Origin of the sequence: Sorangium sp. So ce295, assembly GCF_051527405.1 — a bacterium.
Taxonomy (GTDB): domain Bacteria; phylum Myxococcota_A; class Polyangia; order Polyangiales; family Polyangiaceae; genus Sorangium; species Sorangium cellulosum_B.
Map to the genome: position 1 here is coordinate 6,133,832 of NZ_CP150324.1, position 21,378 is coordinate 6,155,209.

Annotated in this window: 15 protein-coding genes and 1 pseudogene; 8 read left to right on the forward strand and 8 right to left on the reverse strand. The window is 72.5% G+C overall.

The annotated features are described in order from the left end of the window. Positions 1–271 precede the first annotated feature (271 nt). The gene (locus WMF11_RS23160; RefSeq protein ID WP_437978947.1) at positions 272–1,642 is read left to right on the forward strand and encodes a sigma 54-interacting transcriptional regulator; all 1,371 of its coding nucleotides are present in this window, start codon (positions 272–274) and stop codon (positions 1,640–1,642) included. 92 nt (positions 1,643–1,734) lie between these two features. After that, complete coding sequence (locus tag WMF11_RS23165; RefSeq protein WP_437910620.1) at positions 1,735–2,967, forward strand: GNAT family N-acetyltransferase; 1,233 nt, start codon at positions 1,735–1,737, stop codon at positions 2,965–2,967. Positions 2,968–3,066: 99 nt separating this feature from the next. Here WMF11_RS23165 and WMF11_RS23170 read toward each other — a convergent pair whose 3' ends face one another. Next, the gene (locus WMF11_RS23170; RefSeq protein WP_437978948.1) at positions 3,067–3,963 is read right to left on the reverse strand and encodes a LysR family transcriptional regulator; all 897 of its coding nucleotides are present in this window, start codon (positions 3,961–3,963) and stop codon (positions 3,067–3,069) included. A 254-nt stretch (positions 3,964–4,217) separates the two neighbouring features. On the opposite strand from WMF11_RS23170, the gene WMF11_RS23175 reads away from it, so the two are divergent. After that, positions 4,218–5,471, forward strand: a complete 1,254-nt coding sequence (locus WMF11_RS23175; protein WP_437910622.1) for an acyl-CoA dehydrogenase family protein — start codon at positions 4,218–4,220, stop codon at positions 5,469–5,471. Positions 5,472–5,649: 178 nt separating this feature from the next. Here the strand turns inward: WMF11_RS23175 and WMF11_RS23180 are convergent, their stop codons facing one another. Then, complete coding sequence (locus tag WMF11_RS23180; RefSeq protein WP_437910623.1) at positions 5,650–7,056, reverse strand: MBL fold metallo-hydrolase RNA specificity domain-containing protein; 1,407 nt, start codon at positions 7,054–7,056, stop codon at positions 5,650–5,652. Between the two features lie 477 nt (positions 7,057–7,533). On the opposite strand from WMF11_RS23180, the gene WMF11_RS23185 reads away from it, so the two are divergent. Both WMF11_RS23185 and WMF11_RS23190 read left to right on the forward strand, forming a co-directional pair. Next, the gene (locus tag WMF11_RS23185; RefSeq protein ID WP_437978949.1) at positions 7,534–8,112 is read left to right on the forward strand and encodes a superoxide dismutase; all 579 of its coding nucleotides are present in this window, start codon (positions 7,534–7,536) and stop codon (positions 8,110–8,112) included. Positions 8,113–8,383: 271 nt separating this feature from the next. After that, entirely contained in the window at positions 8,384–9,196 is an 813-nt protein-coding gene (locus WMF11_RS23190; protein WP_437978950.1) for a phytanoyl-CoA dioxygenase family protein, read from the forward strand. 33 nt (positions 9,197–9,229) lie between these two features. Here the strand turns inward: WMF11_RS23190 and WMF11_RS23195 are convergent, their stop codons facing one another. From WMF11_RS23195 to WMF11_RS23205, 3 genes are all read right to left on the reverse strand, one after another. Then, positions 9,230–9,727 (reverse strand): SRPBCC family protein, encoded by a 498-nt coding sequence (locus WMF11_RS23195; protein WP_437910626.1) that lies wholly within the window; start codon positions 9,725–9,727, stop codon positions 9,230–9,232. Next, complete coding sequence (locus tag WMF11_RS23200) at positions 9,724–10,089, reverse strand: ArsR/SmtB family transcription factor (RefSeq protein WP_437978951.1); 366 nt, start codon at positions 10,087–10,089, stop codon at positions 9,724–9,726. Before WMF11_RS23200 ends, WMF11_RS23195 begins: the two co-directional genes overlap by 4 nt. A 167-nt stretch (positions 10,090–10,256) precedes the next feature. Continuing rightward, positions 10,257–11,642, reverse strand: coding sequence for a hypothetical protein (locus WMF11_RS23205; protein ID WP_437978952.1), 1,386 nt, complete (start codon positions 11,640–11,642; stop codon positions 10,257–10,259). 217 nt (positions 11,643–11,859) lie between these two features. Between WMF11_RS23205 and WMF11_RS23210 the strand changes: the two are divergent. From WMF11_RS23210 to WMF11_RS23220, 3 genes and pseudogenes are all read left to right on the forward strand, one after another. Next, positions 11,860–11,997, forward strand: a pseudogene (locus WMF11_RS23210) (hypothetical protein); the annotation flags it as partial. A gap of 143 nt (positions 11,998–12,140) precedes the next feature. After that, positions 12,141–12,806 (forward strand): dihydrofolate reductase family protein, encoded by a 666-nt coding sequence (locus WMF11_RS23215; protein WP_437910629.1) that lies wholly within the window; start codon positions 12,141–12,143, stop codon positions 12,804–12,806. Between the two features lie 247 nt (positions 12,807–13,053). After that, on the forward strand, positions 13,054–13,851 hold the full coding sequence (locus tag WMF11_RS23220; RefSeq protein WP_437978953.1) for a hypothetical protein: 798 nt from the start codon (positions 13,054–13,056) through the stop codon (positions 13,849–13,851). A gap of 55 nt (positions 13,852–13,906) precedes the next feature. Here WMF11_RS23220 and WMF11_RS23225 read toward each other — a convergent pair whose 3' ends face one another. The 3 genes from WMF11_RS23225 to WMF11_RS23235 all read right to left on the reverse strand — a co-directional run bounded on the left by WMF11_RS23225 (position 13,907) and on the right by WMF11_RS23235 (position 21,261). Next, the gene (locus WMF11_RS23225; RefSeq protein ID WP_437978954.1) at positions 13,907–15,292 is read right to left on the reverse strand and encodes a serine/threonine-protein kinase; all 1,386 of its coding nucleotides are present in this window, start codon (positions 15,290–15,292) and stop codon (positions 13,907–13,909) included. Positions 15,293–15,546: 254 nt separating this feature from the next. Then, positions 15,547–16,896, reverse strand: coding sequence for a hypothetical protein (locus WMF11_RS23230; RefSeq protein WP_437978955.1), 1,350 nt, complete (start codon positions 16,894–16,896; stop codon positions 15,547–15,549). A gap of 231 nt (positions 16,897–17,127) precedes the next feature. Further along, a complete protein-coding gene (locus WMF11_RS23235) occupies positions 17,128–21,261 on the reverse strand; it encodes a serine/threonine-protein kinase (RefSeq protein ID WP_437978956.1) in 4,134 nt (1,377 codons plus the stop codon). Between the last annotated feature and the right edge of the window lie 117 nt (positions 21,262–21,378).

Genomic DNA, 21,378 nt, shown 5'->3' on the forward strand with positions numbered 1-21,378 from the left:
CGCCCCATCACCGCGCGTTCGAGGTGTTGTCGTCCATGGACCGTTGACCGTGGACCGTTGTCTGCGGACCGCTGGTCCGCTGACGTTTCACCGTTCACCGGTCACCGTTCGTTCACCGTTGAGCATCGAGCGTGCCAGCCGCGTCCCGCGCGGATCGCCCGGTCGCGGAGCGCGGTTGTCGCGCGCCAGTCGCACTCCGCTGCGCCGGCGTGGCCTGGGCGGCGACAGCGCCGCCGCGCGGGGGGCGACGGCGCCGTGGTATCGTGGCGCCATGGCGAGCGGACCCCCGAAGAGAGCAGCCCAGAGCGGCGGCGATACGCTGACCCACCCGGGCGCCCGCCCGGACGACAGCGCGGGCATGGTCCGCCGGTTCCGCGTCGAGCTCGTGGAGGGCCCGGCCAAGGGTGCTGTCTGGGACTCCTCCGCCGATCGGTGCTCGATCGGGTCGAGCGAGGGCAACGACCTCGTGGTCGTCGACGCCACCGTCTCCCGGTTTCACTGCGAGATCCGCATCGACGACGCCGGGGCGCGCGTCCGCGATCTCCGCAGCCACAACGGCACGGTCGTCGACGGGGTGCACGTGATCGAGGCCTTGCTGCGCACCGGCAGCCTCATCCGGCTCGGGAAGACGGTCGCCCGCTTCGAGTTCGGCACGGAGCACAACCGCCTGCCGCTCTGGGAGGAGGCGCGGTTCGGCGCGCTCTCGGGCGCGTCGGCGGCGATGCGGGCGGTGTTCGCGCTCCTCTCGCGGTCCGCCGAGCGCGACGTCACCGTGCTGCTCGAGGGCGAGACCGGCACCGGAAAGAGCCAGGCGGCCCGCTCGATCCACGAGCAGAGCGCGCGGCGGGACAGGCCGTTCGTGGTCGTCGACTGCGGCGCGATCCATGGGAACCTCATCGAGAGCGAGCTCTTCGGCCACGTGAAGGGCGCGTTCACCGGCGCGGGCGAGCAGCGGATCGGCGCCTTCGAGGAGGCGTCGGGCGGGACCATCTTCCTCGACGAGATCGGCGAGCTGCCGCTCGACCTCCAGCCGAAGCTCCTGCGGGCGCTCGAGGCGCGCGAGATCCGCCGCCTCGGGACGAACACGCCGAGGTCGGTCGACGTGCGCGTCATCGCGGCCACGCACCGGGACCTGCGCGCCGAGGTGAACGCGGGCCGCTTCCGCGCCGATCTCTATTTCCGGATCGCGGTCGTGCGGATCCCGATGCCGCCCCTCCGGCAGCGCCCGGAGGACATCCCGGCGCTGCTCGACGATCTCCTCGCCTCGCTCCACGCGACGCCGGACGAGGCGGCGACGCTGCGGGACCCGAGGGTGATCGCCCGCATGACGCGCGCCGCGTGGCCGGGCAACGTGCGCGAGCTCAGGAACTACGTGGAGCAGTACCTCGTGTTCCGCGCGCCGCCGCCGGTGAGCGAGCTCGCGCCGGTGAGCGCGCCGCCGCCGGTCGACGCGAGCGTGCCGTACGCCCAGGCGCGCGACCGGGTCCTCTCGGACTTCGAGCGCCGCTACTTCGAGGCGCTGCTCCGCGCCCACGACGGCAAGGTCTCGCGGGCCGCGGCCGCCGCGGGGCTGGATCGGCGGTACCTGTACCGCCTGCTCCACCGGCACGGGCTGGGGCCGGAGCGCGAGCCGGAGGGGTAGCGCCGCGGCGTCAGAAACTTGGACAGGGCCGGCGGGGTCCGGATACGAGGGACCATGCTCGATCCCACGCCGTGGGCGAACCACTCCACCCGATGGCGGATACGCTCCTGAAGACTCCGTCCCTCACCGTCCGGTCCCCCGCTCCGGTCGCCGACGCGACGGCGGTGATCGAGATCGCGGCGCGCACCTTTGGCAATTACGCGAGCTTCCGCGCGGACTGCGCCGCCTGGTACGTGAACCACAGCCACTATGACTGGGACGCCTCGGTCATCGGGTTCCTCGGTGACGCGATGGTCACCCACTGGGGCGTGTGGGGTTACCGGATGCGGATCGGTCGGGCGGAGGTGCGCTGCGGCGGCATCGGCGCGGTGGCCACCGAGGCGGCCCACCGCGGGAAAGGGCTCATGGCCCGCACGGCTCCGCACAGCCTCGACCGCATGCGCGCCGGCGGCTATCACCTCTCGATCCTGTTCGGGATCGACGACTTCTACCACCGGTTCGGCTATGTGCCGGCCTGGCCCGAGTCGCGGTGGCGCCTGAAGCTCGCCGACCTCCCGGCCACGCTGCCTCGGCTGCGCGGCCTGCGCCGGATCCCCGCGGCGCCCACGCCTGGGCTGGTGCGGCTGCACAACCGGTGGAACGCCGGCCTCACCGGCACGGCGGTGCGGCCGACCTTTCTGCGCTCGTGGAGCGGCATGCGCAAGGACGTCGAGGCCTGGTGCTGGGGCGCGGATCGAGAGCGCCCCGAGGGGCATGTCGTCGTCCAGGCGGGCAGGAGCCGGCTCGTGTGCGCCGAGGCGACCGGCGCGCCGGACGCGGCGCTCTCGGCGCTCGGGGCCCTCTGCCGGCGGAAGGCGCTCCCCGAGATCCGCTTCGACACGCTCCCCTACCGCTCGGCGCTCGCCGCGCGGCTCCGGACGCTGAACAGCCGCCACGAGCAGCGGTATGCGGAAAGCGGCGCCGCGATGGTCCGGGTCGTCGACCTCCCCGGATGCCTCGCGGCGATGGCGCCGGAGCTCTCGGCCCGGCTCGCCGCGTCCGAGCTCGCGGGCTACCGCGGCGCGCTCACCCTCGCCAGCCCCGAGGAGACGGCGACGCTCCGCCTCGACCGCGGCCGCGTCGAGGTCGCCCGCGGGCGGAGCGCCGCGGGGACGCGCAGCGCTATCCGCGGCGGCTGGGCGGTGGCGCGGCTCCTCCTCGGCTCGGACGCGCCGCTGGAGGTGTGCGACGCGGGGAAGCTCCGGCTTACCGGAGACGCCGCCCGGCTCGTCCCGGTGCTCTTCCCGGCGCAGCACCCGCAGCTCACGCTGGCAGATCGGTTCTGAGGCCGCCGGCCCGTTCGTCTCCACCCCACCTGACCAAAGGCCGGTGTACCGACATCGCATGTCGCAGCAGAGGGGGGTACCATCCGCGCCCGGGCAGGGTCACGACGGCGCGGCGTCGACCTCGATGGGTCGGCTGGCCAGGAGGTCGTCGAGCAAGGTGCGCAGCGCCACCGATTGGCTGGCGGCGCGGGTGTACAGCGCCGTCGCTTGAATCACCGGCAGCTCGACGTCGGGGAGCAGGCGTACCAGCGTTCCTCGTTCCAGGTCACGCAATACGAGGAACTCGGGCACGAAAGCGATGCCCAGCCCGGCCCTCGCGGCGTCCCGCGTGACGATCATGTTGCCGGTGCTCATGCGCCAGGGGACGCGCACGGTCTCCCCGCCGACTTTCCACTGCACGATATCCGGCCGCGTGACGACGGCGGCGTGCTGGGCGAGGTCGGCGGGCCTCCGGGGCATGCCGTGCTGCTCCAGCCAGTTCGGCGAGGCGACGATGACCATGGTGACGTCGGCCAGCTTGTGGCTGATCAGCTCGCTGTCCTCGATCGCCCCCATCCGGATGGCGAGGTCGTAGCCGCCGTTGACCAGGTTGACGCGCCCGTCATGGAGATGCAGGTCGATGCGGACCGCCGGATAACGCCTCATGAACGAGAGCAGGCGGGGCGCGATCGCCGCCTGGCCATAGGCGACGGGCGCGGTGACGCGCAGCAGCCCGGAGGGAGCCGCATGGAGACTCTTGACCTCGGCGGTCGCCTGCTGCGCCTCTTGAACGATGGGCTGCACCTTGTCGAAGAAGCGCCTGCCCGTATCCGTCAGGCTGAGCGCGCGCGTGGAGCGGATCAGCAGCGGCGCGCCGAGCCGCTTCTCCAGCAGCGCGAGGTTGCGGCTGAGGGTCGCCTTGGGCAGCCCGAGCGCCCGGCCGGCCGCGCTGAGCGAGCCTTCCTCGACGATGCGCACGAACATCGACAGACCGGACAGATCATCGGGCTCCCTCAACGTTCCACTCCTCGAACGCGGCCGTTCCAGGGCGCCATCTGGCGCCGTCGTGGGCATCTTCGCATACTCTGGACGTGATCCTAAGCGTGGCGGCGCCGGCGCGGCGTCCCGCCTCGCGGCGATCCGCGCCGATGCGCGGCGCCGCCGTCGGCGATGCCAGTTCCCCCGAGGCCCCGGAGGGCGCAGCGCGCGCCCCTGGCCGCGCCGATCGGGTCGCGCCAGCCGGCCAATCTTCGCCCCGCGAGGCATAACCTATGAATCTCGAACACTCGTCGATCAGAACCGCGGGCATGAAGGCCCCCGGTCGGATCAGCCCCGCCGCAGACGCGCCGCCGCTCGAGAGCCTGGTCTCCACTGCGCGCGAGCTCGTCCCTCGCCTCCGCGAGCGGGCCCAGCAGACGGAGATCGAGCGCCGCGTCTCGGAGGAAACGAACCAGCTCTTCCATCACGCCGGCTTCTTCCGGCTGATGCAGCCGGCTCGCTACGGCGGCTATGAGTACGGCTTCACCGCGCTGCTCGACGTGATCAGCGAGATCGGGCGGGGCTGCACCTCGTCCGCCTGGGCGTGCTCGCTCGGGGCCATCCACCAGTGGCTGCTCGGATTGTTCCCGGCGCAGGCGCAGGACGACGTGTGGAGGGAAAGTCCCCGGGCCATCCTGTGCGGCTCCTACTCGCCCGTCACCTCGGCGCAGGCGGTGGATGGCGGGTACCTGATCCAGGGCAAGTGGCGCTTCGCCTCGAACATCGACAACTCACAATGGGCCATGCTGGGCGTCCAGCTCCCGAAGGAGAGCGACGCCGCCCCCAGCGCCGGCTTCTTGCTCGCGCCCCGCTCCGACTGGTCGATCGAGGACGACTGGTACGTCGCGGCTCAAGCTGGCACCGGGTCCAAGACCGTGGTCATCGACAAGCCGACCTTCGTCCCGGGTCATCGGAAGCTCACCTTCGCGGAGGCCGCGTCCGGTGCGCCTCCCGGGGCCGCGGTGAACCCCAACCGCATCTACAGCATCTCCTTCCTCTCGGCGATCCCCGTCTGCCTCGTGGCCCCGCTCCTGGGCACGGCCCAAGGCGCCATCGACGCCTTCATCGATCTCTGTGAGAACCGCCTCACGCGCGGCGGCATCGGCGGCGCGGGGGCGCTCCTGAGCCAGTTCGCTCATGTCCAGTCGCGTCTGGCCGACGCCGCCGCCGCCGTGGACGCGGCGAGGCTCGTCCTCGACCGCGACATCACCGAGGTGGAGCTGACAGCGGCCCAGGGGAGGTCCGTGAGCGTCGAGAAGCGCATCCGCAACCGGCGAGGCCACGCCTATGCGGCGAAGCTGTCGCACGCCGCCATTCAATCGTTGTTCTCGTGCGTCGGTGGCAGCAGCCTGGCGCTCGGTCAACCCATCCAGCGCATGTGGCGAGACGGCAACGCGATCGCGCAGCACATCACGCTCAACTGGGACGCCGTGTCCACGATGGTAGGCCAGCACATGCTGGGCCTCGAGCCGAAGGGGGCCTACTGAAGTACGTGGCTTGCAGCGCCGAGCGGCCACGGCACCGCGGCGCGTCCCCGTGAGCCTGTGAATCACTCACCACAAGGCGGCAGGGAGGTTGTTGCGATCCGGCGACACCGCGGCCCTGGGCGCGCCCGCGGCTCACGCCGCAGGGCGCAGCACGGCCACGATCACCGGCCACGACCGGTCAGGCGATCTCCAGGAGATCACCGGGCGCCGGGATCACGACCTCGCCGTGCCCGCGCGCGCGGAGCATCTTCGCGAGGACCTCCTGCGCCCGCGGCTCGCCGTGGACGAGCGCGATCTTGCCGAGCGGGCCGCGCTCGCGGCAGCGGTCCGCGTAGCGGAGCAGGTCGCCCTGATCGGCGTGCGCGCTGAAGCCGTTCAGGACCACGACCTCGGCCCGACGGTCCCGCTCCACGCCGAAGATCCTCACCCGCGATCGTCCCTCCACGAGCCGCCGGCCGAGCGTGTGCTGCGCCTGATAACCGACGATGAGGATCGTGTTCTTCGGGTCCTCGATCCCGGCCTTCAGGTGGTGGAGGATCCTCCCCGCCTCGCACATGCCGCTGGCCGCGATGACGATCGAGGGCTCGGGCTCGGCGTCGATCGCCTTCGAGCCCGCCACGTCCTCGACGTAGCGAAGATCCTCGAAATCGAAGGGCGATCCTGAGCCGCGGAGGAGCGCGCGCGTCTCGACGTCGAAGCACTCGGGGTGGAGCCGGAAGACGTCGGTGAGCTTCACCGTGAGCGGCGAGTCGACGTAGACCGGCAGCGGCGGGATGCGGCCGTGCCGGCGGAGCTTCTTGAGCGCGAAGATCACCTCCTGCGCGCGCTCGAGCGCGAACGTGGGAATGTAGAGCTTGCCGCCCCGCTCGGAGGTCCGCCGGACGACGCGCGCGAGATCCTCGTCGAGCTCGTCGGTCCCCTCGTGCAGGCGATCGCCGTAGGTGCTCTCGCAGACGAGCACGTCCGCGCGCTCGGCGACCTCGGGATCGCGCAGGATCGGGCGCTCGTAGCGGCCGAGATCGCCCGTGTAGGCGACGCGCCTGTGGGCATCGCCCTCCACGACGTCGAGCAGCGAGACGGCGCTGCCGAGCACGTGGCCCGCGTCGAGGAAGGTGAGCCGCACGCCCGGCGCGATCTCGATCGGGTGGTGGTAGGGCGCGGCGACCAGGCGGGAGATCGCCTCGACCGCGTCGTCGTCTTCGTAGAGCGGCTCGACGCGCGGCTCGTCGCTCCCCTGCTTCTCGGCGCGGCGGTTGAGGTAGCGCGCGTCGGAGACCTGGATCGCGGCGGCGTCGCGCAGCATCACGGCCGCGAGATCGCGCGTCGCCGGGGTCGCATAGATGGGGCCCTCATAGCCGTTCTTCACGAGGATCGGCAGGGCGCCGGAGTGATCGATGTGCGCGTGGGAGAGGACGACGGCGTCGATCTCGTGGATGGGGAGAGGGAGGTGGCGGTTGCGCTCGAACGACTCGGCGCGGCGGCCCTGGTAGAGGCCGCAGTCGAGCAGGACGGTCGCGTCACGCGTCCTCAGGAGGTGCATGGATCCGGTGACGGTCTGGGCGGCGCCGATGAACTCGAGGTGCACGGGCTCGATGATAGCAACCGGACCGACAGACCGGACAGATCGTCGAGCTCCCTCGACGTTCCGCTCCTCGAACGCGGCCGTTCCAGGGCGCCGTCTTGGGGCGTCGCGGGATCTTCGCATACGCCGGACGTGCATCGATGCCTTCCTCGATCTCCGTGAGAGCCGCGTCACGCGCGGCGGCATCGGCGGCGCCGCGCGCCGTCCGCTCTGGCAGGTTTGCGGAGCCGCTGAGCCCGCTGGCCGGGAGGCCGTCTCTCCAAATGGATGGAAAACTGCCAACTCATTGGCAAGGCGCCACGCGCGCCCACCGAGGTTGCTATGCTGCCGCCGGACCCGGCGACGTGGAGCGGCCGTCTGGCCGCGAAGCGCGGACGTTCGATCCGTGGCCGGAGCGCCACCCGAAGGTCTTCGCCGAGCTACTCACAACGGGCTGCGACGAGCGCGTAGCCGCCGACACGCAACACGAGGAACTGAACCATGACCTTCACTCTTCCCGAGCTCCCCTACTCCAAAGACGCGCTGGTCCCCCACATCTCGGCCGAGACGCTCGACTTCCACCACGGCAAGCACCACAACGCCTACGTCACGAAGCTGAACGAGCTCGTGGCGGCGGACCCGGCGCTCGCGGGCAAGAGCCTCGAGGATCTCGTCCGCACGACGTCCGGCGGGGTCTTCAACCAGGCAGCTCAGGTGTGGAATCACACGTTCTACTGGCACAGCATGAAGCCGCAGGGCGGCGGTGAGCCTGCCGCCGCGCTCCGTGCGGCGATCGACGAGGCGTTCGGGAGCGTGTCGTCGTTCAAGGAGAAGTTCACCGCCGCGGCCATCGGTCAGTTCGGCTCGGGCTGGGCCTGGCTGGTGAAGAATGGCTCAGGCAAGCTCGAGATCGTGCAGACGGGCAACGCCGGGTGCCCGCTCACGGAGGGCAAGACGCCGCTGCTCACGTGCGACGTGTGGGAGCACGCGTATTACATCGACTACCGCAATGCCCGGGCGAAGTACGTCGAGGCATGGTGGAACCTGGTGAACTGGGACCACGCCGCCTCGAAGCTGTGACCGGCGCGCTCCCGCGAGAGCGGCGTCGAGGCCGCTCTGTGTCAGGCATGAGGGCGACCAGCCTGAGCTGATGCAGAGCGGGGCCGCGCGGGCGTCGGCCTCGTCAGGCTGAGATCACTCGCCCGTCCCGCGCGCGTGGGCCTGGCGCCTGGAGCGCCGCACTCTCCTCCAAAGACGATGATTCCGGCGGCGGTGGGACGGGGATGAACCGTCCGGAGAGCGAGCGCCGAGCTTGACGACTCCGCTCGATCCACCAAGCTCGGCCCGAGCCATGAGCCACGCCCGCCACACGAGCGCCGAGATGGATGAGCTTGCCCGCGCAGCGCAGCGGGATGGGTTCTGCCTGATAAAGAACCTCCTTCCGAAGAGCCTGCTGCGCTCGTGGCGTGAGGCCTTCGCGCCGCTCCTCGACGCCCACATCGCGCGTGAGGGGCACCTCAAGAACCGGGGGCCCGGTCGCTATTACGTGACGCTCCCGTTCAAGGCCCCCTTCGCGGAGCCGCGCATCTACGAGGACGAGACGATCCTTGGCGTGGTGGAGCGCCTCGTCGGGGCCGACATGACCATGGTCCAGCTCGCGACCGACACCCCGCTCCTCGGGTCCGATTACCAGGACGTCCACCGCGACACGCCGCCGCTCTTCCCCGAGACCGGGAGAGAGACACCCGCGTTCCAGCTCGCCGTCAACTTCCCCCTGGTCGACGTCACCGCCGAGAACGGCCCGATCGAGATCGCCCGCGGCACGCACATGCTCTCCAAGGCCGAGGGGATGCGGCGCCTCGAGCAGGGCGAGGTCGCGCTCGAGCCGATCGCCATGGAGCTCGGCGACGTCATGGTCCGCGACGTTCGCGGCCTCCACCGCGGGACCCCGAACCGCTCGCGCGAGCCGCGGCCGATGGTCGTCATCGGCTACAGCCGCCGCTGGCTCTTCCGCCCGGAGGTCTCGATCCGGGTGCCCCGCGAGAGCCTCTCCCACCTGTCGGAGCGGGCGAAGCGCATGCTCCGCTTCAATCCCATCGTCGAATCGCTCGACGCGCGCGAGGAGACCGAGGAGACCGAGGTCTACCAGGCCTTCGCCTACTGACGCGCGACGCCGCTCGCCCAGGCGCGGGAGCTCTCACCCCGCCCCGAACCTCTCGTCCAGCTTGCTGAGCTGGCTGGTGAAGCCCTCCTTCTGCATCTCGGTGAACTCGGGGCTATGCAGGGTGTCGAGCAGCACCACCATCTTCACGCGGTCGCCGATCTCCGTGAGCTCGACATCGATGTCGTTCTCGTAGGGCGGTACGCCGGGCAGGAAGTCGATCACGTTGCGGAGCACGAGCCGTGTCATGGGCGTGAGCTCGGCGAAGGTGGAGGTGACGGCGTGTGAGGGCGGCCGGCCGACCTCCGCCATGGCGCGGACCATCTCGGGCGTGGCGGCGATCATCTCGTAGCGCAGGGCGCCGCCCGGCCTCGCGTCGAGCTCCGCCACGGCGGCCCGGAAGTCTCGCGGCCCCCACCAGGACTCGAAGCCCTCTCGCGTGGTCCAGAGGTCCCAGACCTCCTGCAACGTGGCGCGATAGGTGCGCTCGACTCTGACCTTGGATCGGGCCTGGGTTTTGACTGCGCTGTTCATGGTCGCTTCCTCGTGGTTGGGCCGCCTTGAACGGCCGGGTTGTTCTGAGCTTGCGCGCGCTTCTTCTCGAGCGCGGCACCGAAACGATCGAGGCGCTCCTCCCAGAGCTGCCGGTAGCGGCCGAGCCAGTCCTCGAGCTCGCGGAACGGCTCGGGACGGAGGGAGTAGAGGCGCCGCTGCCCATCGGGTCGCATCGAGACGAAGCCTGACTCCGAGAGGATGCGCAGGTGCCGCGACACGCCCGACTGGTGGATGCCGGCCTTCTCCACGACCTCGGCCACCTGTTGCTCGCCAGAAAGGAGAGCCTCGACGATGCGGCGGCGCGTGGGATCGGCCAGGGCCTGGAAGACATCCAGTTGCATGAGTATGTACATACACCAAGGTGCATACTTCGGTCAAGCGCCACGGCTCGCGGGGCTGCACGCGCGGCCGGACCTTGGCGGCCCGCGTGGAGCGCGGCTGAGCACGGCGCAGCTCCGCGGCGGCTCACCTGTGTGTCAGGCGCGGGGGCTCGCGCAGAGCGCCCCGCTCAGGGCACGGGGCCTCCCTCGGCCCGCGCTTCGCGCGGCGCCCGCAGCATGCGCTTCAGGCGCGCCCGCGCGGTCCGCTCGGCGCGGCGCCGCAGGGGCTTCTGCTCGTCGACGGGCACCGCTCCGTGGCGCGCCGCCGGCACGATCGGCAGCCCCAGGACATCCGTGAGCGGGGCGGCGGGCGCTTCGAGCTCCGGCGCCGCCAGCGCAGCGCCGAGCGCGGCGCGGACGCGCGCGGGATCGAGCGTCAGGCACCACGCGACGATGCGCCAGGCGAGCGCGGCATGCCGCGCTTCGTCCGCCGCGATGCGCGCGAGCGCCCGCGCGACGGCCGGATCGATCGCGCGGCGCTGCGCTCGCCGCGCGAGCGCCGCGGCGAAGGTCTCACCGATGCAGCCGTCCGTGAAGCTCAGGTACGCGACGGCGGCGGCGTCGCCCGAGAGCCCGGTGGCCGGCAACGGCAGCTTGCCCGGCCCGAGCGGTCGCCCCGCGTACGTGCTCGCGAGACCGAACGAGAGGCGCGCGTGTTCGAGCTCGTCTTGCGCCGCCTGCTGGCAAGCCGCGAGCAAGTCTGCAGGTGCTCCGAGCGCCAGGAGCTCCAGCGCGAGCGCGGCGAACGTCGCGATCGAGGCGTGCTCGGCGAGCGCGGCCTCGACCCACAGGGCGGCGAGCTCTCCCCGCTCCCGGGGCGAAAGGTGCGCGACCAGCGCGGGGTCGCTGACGTCCGCCCAGCCGCTCGCTTCGCGCGCCGCGGCCGTGATGGGGCCCTGTTCGTCTCGCAGCGGCCGGCCGAACGAGTTGAAGACCCTGCCGCTGTAGATCGGAACCTTGAGGGTCAAGACCCACGACACTTCGACGCCGTGGGCCGGGAGCCCGTGATCGGAGCCGCTCATCGGGATCGTCACGCGCAGACCCGTCCCCAGCACCGCGGCCGAGGCGAAGACGCCCGTGTGCAGAGCGAACGTCGACGTGTGGAGATCGCTGCGGGTCAGACCCGCGAAGCCGAGCTCTCCACCGACGACGTTTCCGAGCTGAAACCCGAACGCCAGCCGCCCATAGTCGCCGGCATACGTCTGCGCCTGGAAGAAACCACCGTAGCCGATCGAGCCCGGATCGCCCTTCGGGAACACCATGCCGCTGATCTCCATGCCGACCCCGACCGGGCATTCGCCGCTGCCGGCGGACAGCAGGAAGCCGGGGTTGAACGACCCCTCGGACGACGCCAGCGCCTGCGCCGGCACCAGGAACGCGACCGCACCGACGACGTCGATGGCGACGAGCTTGAGCCTGCGTCTCATGTGCGTTGAACCTCCAGATCGCCATTCGCTCGCCTCGTCAGTACGCATTCGCCTCGTCAGTATTGGCACGCCACGGTGCCAGAACACGCTGTGTTATTGACGCATCCCGCATGAATCACGTAGACGCCCGGTGTCGCGGCCGCGATCGACAGAGATCCATAGCGGCAGAGAGAGCCCTCGTCGTTGCTGCCCACGTCGACGCCGTCACGCTTGATCCGGATCCACGTACTGCCGGACGCGACCGCCCCGCCCGCGAGCCCACAGGTGCCGGCGGAGAGGATCTGACCTGCCGATAGCGTAGCAGTTCTCCTGTGCCCTGCTCCAGAGCCGCCGCGTCGCGTGCTGGGGCGACAATCGGAACCGAGCGCCACGAATCGAGCGCCACGAGAAGCGGCTCCAGGGGCGGTCCGCCCGCCCGGAACCTCCTAAACCGTTGAATTGACAGCGCTTTCATGTGACGTTCGGCCAGCGAGAGAAAAAAATTCGTCGGCGTGTCGATCCGGCCCCGGCTCGTTCGTCGCCACTTCGGACGAACGGTCGTCAGACGGGTCGCAGGCGACGCCTGCGTCGGAAGGAGTTGCGCGCATGTCGAGGCTTCGGGTAAACGCGTTTTCGATCTCGATCGACGGCCATGGCGCCGGTCCCGGCCAAAATCTGGCCAATCCGATGGGCGTCGGAGGGATGGCGCTGCACAAGTGGGTCCTCGGCACGAAGACGTTCCAGAGGATGTCCGCCGACTTCGCTGCCTCGCTGATCGGCGACACGGTCGGCCGGACAGGCGTCGACGACGACTTCGCCGCGCGCGGCTTCGAGAACCTCGGCGCCTGGATCATGGGCCGCAACATGTTCGGGCCGCAGCGGGGCCCCTGGCCCGACGACGGTTGGCAGGGATGGTGGGGCAAGAACCCGCCCTACCACGTGCCCGTCTTCGTGCTCACGCACCACGCTCGTGAGTCCTTCACCATGGAGGGCGGAACGACCTTCCACTTCGTGACCGAGGGTATCCACGCCGCGCTGGAGCGCGCGAAGGAGGCGGCCCAGGGCAAGGATATCCGGCTCGGCGGCGGCGTCGCCACCGTTCGGCAGTACCTCACCGCGGGGCTCATCGACGAGCTCCACCTCGTGATCTCCCCCGTGCTCCTCGGCCGGGGCGAGCACCTCCTCGCCGGCATCGATACGGTGAGCCTCGGCTACCGATGCACGGAGCACGCCTCCTCGGAGCACGCCACCCACGTCGTCCTGACGAAGTAGCTTGAGTCCAGCGAGGAGAGCGCCGTGAAAGTCATCGTGTTCGTCAAGGCAACGAAGGAGTCCGAGGCGGGAATGATGCCCGACGAGAAGGTCATCGCCGCGCAGGTGGGCGGAGATGCGGCGCCGCCGCACAGGAGGGCAGCGCGCGACCTGCGGAGGCGCGCGCCGGCGCGACGTCGAACGCGGCGCGCATTCGCGTTGACGTCATATCCGTTGGACGCTATCGCACCGCCCCATGAATGGAACCATGTCAAAGGCATTGACGGCGATCCTGCTCCTGTCGTGCGCGGCGCCGCTCGGCTGCGGCGCGTTCATCCCGTCGCTCGCCCCCGAGGAGAAGGCTCAGCTCGACGAGTTCGCGAAGAGGTACAACGACACGGCCGCCGCGTCGAAGAAGAGCCTCGACACGAACGAGGCGTATTTCAACGCGATCGTCGTGGCCGCGAGCTGTGCGGACAAGACCAAGCTGGCGCTGGCCAACCAGTGGATGGCCGACACCGTGGATGGGAAGATGTCCGTGGAGCAGGCGCGTGAGAAATGCGCCGAGATGCTGACGGCGCTCCGCAAGAAGGACTCGGGAGAACAGGGCTGCGGCTTTGCCTCGCTCCGCGTGCAAGGCGGACAGCAGCGCCCCGGCATGGACTGGACCACCACCGTGAGCGGCGCCCTGAACTTCGATACGGTAGAGCGGGTGAACCTCCGCGCCCAGGACGACGGCTCGCGCGAGCTCACGGCGTGCGACAAGGTGCCGGAGAAGGGCACGACGCCTGCTCCCATCTGGAAGCCGGAGCTCGTCAAGGAGGCCGAGAGGATGTGCGGGGAGGGCGCGATCATCCTCTACACGGGCACGGACTGGAAGACGAACGAGGCATCGTCGAGCGACGGGGACCATTACCTGACACGCTACCTCGACGCGGAGTGCTGGTACCCGAAGGGGACGGTCGGCAAGGACTACAAGGTGCCGGCAGAGTGTGAATCTGGCGACACGCCGCCCGAGCCCAACAGATCGTGTATCACGCCGGCAGGGAAGCTCGTCTTGAAGTGAAGTCGCCCTCCCGGGGTCGGGTGGTGTCCGAGGTCGACCGTCTCGGCCCAGGGAGCTAGCCCTCGTCGATCCCCGCGCGCGCCGCGGGCGTGATCACGAGGCCGCCCCGGGAATGCCCCGTCGTCCACTCGTCGAGGCGCAGGAGCGCGCCGCCCGCGAACCGCTGCTGGCCCGGCGCGCCCTCGACTTTCGCGGGCGCGGCGTGCAGCACCAGCACGACCTGGACCGCGGGGCTCGGCCCCGGCCTCGCCGCGATCGTCGTCTCCAGCCCGCGCACGACGTCGACAAGCCGGGCCCGGGCGGCGCGGCTGCCCTCGGGATCGACCGGGAGCGCCGTCGCCCCGACCAGCACCCCGCCGCCGTCGACGATCGTGACGAGCCCCGCGTCCGCCGCGGCGCGCCGGACCGTCGCGAGGACCTCCTCGGCGTCGTCGAACGCCGCCTCGTCGATCTCGCCCTCCCCCTCGATCTGCACGCTGGCGTGCAGCGCCGCCGCCGGGCGGACGCGCGCCTCGTCCCTCGCCGCGAGCGGCGCCGCGCGGAGATGGAGATCCGCGAGCAGCTCGGCGACGCTCGGGTAGCGCGCGTCCGGCGACTTCTCGAGGCAGCGCGCGATCGCGGCGTCGAAGGCCGGCGGCACCGCCACGAGATCGCCCGCCCGCGGCGGCGGCGCGAAGAGCTGGAGCTCCTCGAGCTCGACGAGGTTGTCGGCGTGGAACGCGGGCTGCCCCGTGAGCAGCTCGTACAGGAGGAGGCCGAGCGCATACACGTCGGTCCGCGCGTCGACCGGGCGGCCGGCGATCTGCTCGGGCGCCATGCTGCCCGGCGTCCCGAGCACGCTGCTCTGCGTGAAGATCGGCCCGCGGCCGAGCCGCTCGGGCTCGAGGAGCTTGGCGATCCCGAAGTCGACGAGGCGCGTCGTGAACCAGCCGCCCCGCGGGATCGCCATGATGTTCTGCGCCTTGACGTCGCGGTGGACGATCCCGAGCGCGTGCGCGGCGGAGAGCGCCGCGCCGACCTCCTCGATCACGGAGAGCGCCTCCGCGGCGGAGAGCGCGCCGCGGGCGCGGAGCTCCTGCCGGAGCGTCCGGCCCTCGATCCACTCCATGGCGATGTACGGCCTGCCGTCGGGCAGGTCCCCGGCGCCGAGGATCTCGACGATGTGCGGGTGGGCGAGGCGCCGGAGGGCCGCGGCTTCTTGCTGAAATCTTTGAAGAATCCGGGTACTTGCGGCGAGACGGCGGCGGAGGACCTTGAGCGCGGCGGGGCGGCCTGTCCCGAGCTGCGTGGCGAGGTAGACCACCGCGAAGCCGCCGCGGCTCCGCGCCTCGTCGACCAGGAACTCGCCGGCGAGGGTGCCGGGGGCGAGGTCGTCCGCGGCCCCCGGCTCCTCGTCGGCGACGGTGCCGGTGGGGTCGTGAGGCCTCGTGGTCGCCGCCATGGTGGGACGAGATCGCCCGAGCTCACCCCGGAATGCAAGCGCGCCGCTCCGCCGTGACGACGCGAGGCCTGCATCTGCCGAACCACGACGACAACTGTCGTGTACGCCCCGAACCCGATGCAGCAAGACGTGGACGGTGACGGCCTCGGCGACGCTTGACGCCATCGGCCCTGAGGCTCTGCTGCGCCCCCCCCGGCGGGCGCATCGCAAGCCGAACAGCCGCCCGATCGCCCCATCACCCGAGGGGACGGCGGCTACGGGTCGGGCAGCGGGCCCTGCCCGCCGAGCGCGTCCGGAGCGCCGAGCTCGCCGAGCACCCGCGGGTCGAGCACCCCCGGCTCGTTCCACACGTCATCGATCGGGTACCCGTATCGATTGTAGGGCAGCATGCCGCCCGCCGGAAACCAGAACGGATCTTCGGGGGGGTAGATGTACGGACCTTGCTCGGTCCACGGCGGCGGCCCGCTGCACGAGTAGAGCTGACAGGGGTCGTTCAAGAACACCGTCACGGGGTGCATCCACGTGGCGCCGCCGCCATTGCAGGCGGGGTAAGACCCGATCTCGGTCGCGCCGTCGCACACGGGCGGGGGCGGCTCGTTCGAGGCCGGCTCCCCGGCGCACGAGCCGGCAGGCTGCGCGACGCAACCCCAGCCGTGGTCGCCGGGCATGGCGCAGATGCGCGACTGCATCAGCAACCGCTGGTTGTTCCACACGACGCCCGGCAACGGATCGGGAGGAGAGCAGGCGAAAGCATCTTGATAGACGATCTTCACATCCGCGAGCGACGGCCGCTCGACGCGGTAGACGATCTTCGTCGTACCCAGCGTCAGCCCCTTCTCGAACGTCTTCACGAGCGTCACCTCGGCGGCGGGGTTCAGCTTCGCGGGGTCGAGCAGATTGCCGAAGAACGCGCCCTCCTGTACCGGATACGTGCGCTGGACCAGGTTGATCGCTTGCGAGCTCGCCAGCTGACCGGGCGAGTCCTCCCCGAGGAGCGGCTCCCAGCGGAGCGAGAGGTTGACGTGCGCGCCGCGCGCGTTGTTCCTCGCGAGCAGGCACGCCGAGACGAGCTCCTGGCATTCGAGCGACGGCGCGCCGTCAGCCCAGCTCGGGCAGAGCCCGGCGGCGCCCCGCCACTCGACCTCCACGGGCGCGAGCGACGGCTTCGCGCCGAGCGGCGCCGCCCACGAGAGGTCGCTCTCGGGGGAGCTGACCGTGGCGCCCGCGTCGACGGCCGAGAGCTCGGCAGCGGTCGTGGTCCAGACGACGCTCTCATCCGGCGCGAGCGCGCACTCGACGAGGACCTGCATCACGTCGCGCGCGTGCGGATCGAGCAGGGCCAGGTGCAGCGGGCCCTCCTCGAACGACTCGCTCGCGAGCGGCAGCTGGGTGAGCTCGTGAAGGTTGGCCGCGTTGGTGGTGAGCAGGTTGCCGGCCAGGACCTCGAGCCGGAGGTGATTGCCGATCACCATCATCTTGAGAGACGCCGAGGTGGTCAGGATCGAGCCGCTGGGCACGACCGTGTCGAGCGCCGACGCGACGCTCGTCGCGAGGCACAGGGCGGAGGAGACAGCGAAGGCGAGGCGAGCGGATCTCAGGTTCATCGTTGCGCCTTTCACGAGAAGGGATCACGGAGCGACGTCGCGCGGCAGCGCGCGAGACATCGCAAGAGGGACGCGATGGGCCGCGATGAACGCATTAGCACGCGTCGCGCCAGCGCCACCCGGCCCGGATCCCGCGCCCTTCAGGCCTCCGCCGGGGCCCGCTGTCGCCTGCGCGGCGACAGCCGGTGGGCAGCTGTCGCTCCGGCGACCCCAGGCGCCCTCGAGCGGCGCTCACGGAGGCGCGTCGTCGGGCGGCTCGAGCCGATCGAGCCGATCGAGCTGCGCGGAGAGGTGGGCGAGCCGCCCCTTCCAGAAGCGCTCGCCCCACGAGCTCTGCGTCGCCTCGCCGAGCCACCGGCGGGCCTCCTCGCGCCTGCCCCGGCGGAGCGCGTCGGCCGCCGCGAAGCAGAGGATCTCGATGCGCTCGCTGAGCAACGACGCGCTCCGCGCCTCGGCGATGAGCGCCTCCCACGCCTCGCCTTGCCCTCCCCCGCCTTGCCCTCCGCCGCCCTGCCCTCCGCCGCCCTGCGCGAGCTGCGCGCAGAGCCGGAGCAGCACCCGCGTGACCGGCGGCGCGGCGCCGAGGTCGCACTGCTCCCGCGCCCAGTCGAGGTGGCGCGCGGCCGCGGCGAGCTCGCCGCGGGCGGCGAGGATCCGCGCTACGAGCAGCGCGTAGTCGGGCACCGGGGTCGCCTGGAAGAACCGCTGCTGGAGCTCGAAGGCGCGGACGGCGAGGGGCAGCGCCTCGGCGAGCTCGCCGCTCCAGTAGAGCAGCTCGGCCAGGTTGTGGGCCGGGCCGCGCTCCAGGTACGCGTTGCCGAGCTCGCGGGCCAGGGCGACGGCGGTCCGCAGGTCGCCCTGCGCGCCCTCCGGATCCTCGCGCACCAGGCGGAGCGTCAGGCGGTTCATGAGCGCGATGCCGAGGTGCAGGCGATCGCCCACGCGCTCGCAGCGCTCGATGACCTCGTGGAACCGCGCCTCCGCCTCGTCGAGGCGGCCGGCGTAGACCAGCGCGGGGGCGAGCAGGAGCAGGGCGATGACGCAGCTCTCGTGATCGCCCAGCGCGCCGGCGTCCCGGATCGCGGGCGCGAGGCGCGCGATCGCCTCCTCGAGCTCCTGGCGGCGGAAGTGCCCGCGCCCCACCGCGACCTCGCAGCGCACCCGCTGCGCGGCGTCCCCGAGCCGCACCACGAGGGGCACCGCCCGGCCGACGAGCGCCTGCGAGCCGGCGTAATCGTCGCACCAGTCGAGGACGGTGGCCTCTTCGAGGAGCAGATCCGCGACGGCGGCGAGGTCGCCTTCGGCCTCGGCGAGCGCCCGCGCCGCGCGGAGGTCGCCGGCCGCGTCGTCGAAGCGCTGGATCCGGTAGCGGACCTTGCCGCGGCCCGCGAGGACGGCGACCCGGCGGATCGCGCTCCCCGGCGCAGCTGCGGGCGCAGCTGCGGGCACGGTCGCCGCGGGCGCAGCCTCGGTCGCGGCCAGCGCGTCGAGCGCCGCGGAGTAGTGCCGCTCCGCATCGACGTAGAGGTGCCGCCGCCGCGCGTCCTCGGCGAGCTCGAAGCAGGCCGCGGCCGCCTCGGCGTGCGCGCCCGCCGCCGCCGCGTGCCGCGCGATCCGCGCGAGGTGGGCGCCTCGCTCCGCGGGCGCCGCGAGCAGGCGCCGGAGCGCGATCCCGTGCAGCCGCCGCCGCAGCGCCGGCGGCGCCTCGGCCTCGATCGCCTCGCGGAGGAGCGGGTGCGCGAAGGCGAGCCGGCGCGCGTCGACGTCGTCGACGCCGTCCACGACGCGCAGCAGGCCGCGGCGCGCGAGGCGCGACAGGCCGACGCCGGGATCCAGGTCCCCGCACGCGCCGACGGCGCGCTCCCGCGCCGCCTCGTCGAGGAGGCTCCCGATCTCGTCGATCGCGAGCTCGTCGCCCGCCACGGCGCACACCGCCGCGAGCTCGGCGAGCGGCGGCGGCAGGCCCGCGAGCGCGCGCCGCGCGAGGCGGTCCATGACCGGCGCCGCCTCGCCCCGCGCGATCTCGTCGCCGGCGAGGTACCACCCCGGCCCGCCGCGGACCTGCCGGATCGCGCCCGCCTGCCGGAGCGCGGACGCGAGCTCGACCAGGAAGAGCGGGACCCCCTGCGCCGCCTCGAGCAGGCCCGCGACGACCGGATCCGGCACGAACTCGACCGGGCGCAGCCGGTCGAGGAGCACCGCGCGTGCGGCGCCCGGGTCGAGCGGCGGGAGGCGCCGCTGGACGGAGCGCGCCGCCCGCTCGCCGTGGAGCGGGCGCATCTCGGCCAGCGCCGGGGTCGCCGCCACGAGGATCGCGAGCGGCGCGCGGGCGCCCGAGAGGGTCGCGATCTCGATCGCGTCGAGGCCGGCCTGATCGCCCCACTGCGCGTCGTCGACGACCAGCGCGAGCGGGCGCTCCTCGGACGCGCGCCGGAGCGCCTCGCCGGCGGCCCGGGCCAGCGTCTGGCGGAGCGCGCCCGGCGCGGCGAGCACCGCGGCGACGGCGGGCTCGGCCTCGGGCAGGGCGTCGAGCGCGAAGGCGACCGCCGGCCACGACGCGAGGCCGAGCTCGGGGCCGAGCCGCGCGACGCACGCCGCGCGGATCGCCTCGGCGCGCGCGCCGCCGCCGAGGGAGAGGGCGGCGCGGAGCAGCGCGCGGACGAGCCCTGCCGGCTCCGCGACGGCGGGCGGCCTCGCCGCGACGGCGATCGCCTGCGCGCCAGGCTCGGACGAGAGCGCCGCGGCGACCGCTTCCCAGAGGCGCGTCTTGCCGTGGCCGACGTCGCCGAGCAGCGTGAGCAGGAGCGGCGCGCTGTCGCGCCACGCGGCGCGCGCGTCCGCGGCGATCTCGGCGACGAGCTCGTCTCGCCCGCGGAGCGGAAGCTCGGCGGCCGGGGGTGCCGCCGGGGCGACGCCTGCGCTCGCGCTGTCGTCGCTGGCTGCTTCGGCGCGTTCGTCGAGGGGGGCGGCCTCCGGGAGGAGGGCGGCGGCCTCGGGGGTGATCGCGACCGGATCCGGCGCGCCGGGGGGCCAGAAGCTCCTGGGCTGCGAGAGCGCGGGCCCCGCGAAGACCATCCCGGCGGCGCCCTCGCGCACCTGGAGCTCGGCGACGTGCACCACCGCCGACGTCGCCTCGTCCAGCGCGGCGGCGAGCCGGCGGGCCGCCTGGAGGGCGGCGCGGGCGCCCGGGCGCGGTGCCCCGGGAAAAGCGATGACGTAGAGCCCGTCTTGCACCCGGGCGAGCCGCCCGCCGAAGGAGGCGGCGACGCCGACGACCTGGTCCACCGGCGCGCCGCTGCGGACGGCGAGGAGCGCCACGGGGCCCCGCCGCGGCGGGGCGGGCCTGCCGGGAGCGGCGCGGCGGGGGGGGTGACCGGGCCTCTGGGGCGGTTGGCCGGCCTCCTGGGGCGGCAGCGGGGCCATGACGCCCTCGAGCGCTGCCCTGAGCGCCTCGGAGAAGGCGCGGGCCGACCCGAAGCGCTCCTCGCGCGCCTTGGCCAGGGCGCGCAGCAGGACGTCGTCGGCGCCCCGGGGGACGGGCGCGATCTCCGACGGCCGCGGTGGGCGCCGGGAGACGTGCGCGTGAACGACGGCCGACGCATCTCCCACGAACGGCGGCCGCCCGGTGAGCAGCTCGAACGCGAGGACCCCGAGCGAGTAGAGGTCCGCGCGCGCGTCGATGTCGCGCGCGTCGAGGCACTGCTCCGGGGCCATGTACACCACGCTGCCGAGCCGGAGCCCCGTGTGCGTGGGCTCGCGCCCCTCCTCCATCGCGCCGTTCCCCTCCCCCAGCCGCGCGAGCCCGAAGTCGAGGAGCGCGACCTCCGGCGCCGGCCCCTGCTTCCGCCGCACCATCACGTTCTCCGGCTTCAGATCCCGGTGCACGACGCCGGCCGCGTGGCCCCTGTCCACGGCGGCGCCGAGCGCGTCCAGGAGCCGCGCGGCCTCGACCGGCGCCGCGGCGCCCGCCCCGGGGAGCGCCTCCATCCATCGCGCCAGCGTCTCTCCCTCGAGGAGCTCGAGGACCAGATACGGAAAGCCTCCGTCGCTCTCGCCCTCGCCGAGCAGCCGCGGCACCGCCGGCGGACCGACCCTGCGGAGCGCCGCCGCCTCGCGCGAGAACCGCGGATCGCCTCGGTGGCGCGCGATCTTGAGCGCCACCGCGAGGCCGTCCTCGCGCCGCGAGGCCGCGAACACGCGGGCGAAGCCGCCCTCGTCGAGGAGGCGGAGCCCATCGAACCCTGGGACCCGGGGCGCGACCTCCCCCGCCCCGCCCTCTTCCTTCGCGGCGCTCGGGGCCGCGCCGCCGTGCAGCGGACAACCCGTGACGACACCGATCCTGCGGTGACAGAGGGTGCAGCGCATCTGCGGGGGTTGGCTCCGGAGCGATGCTACTGCGCGCGTCGAGCCACCGGAAGCATGGATGCCTGCCGCCGACCTGAAGAGGTCGCCATCGTGGGGTTTCGTTCGGTAGAGCCCATC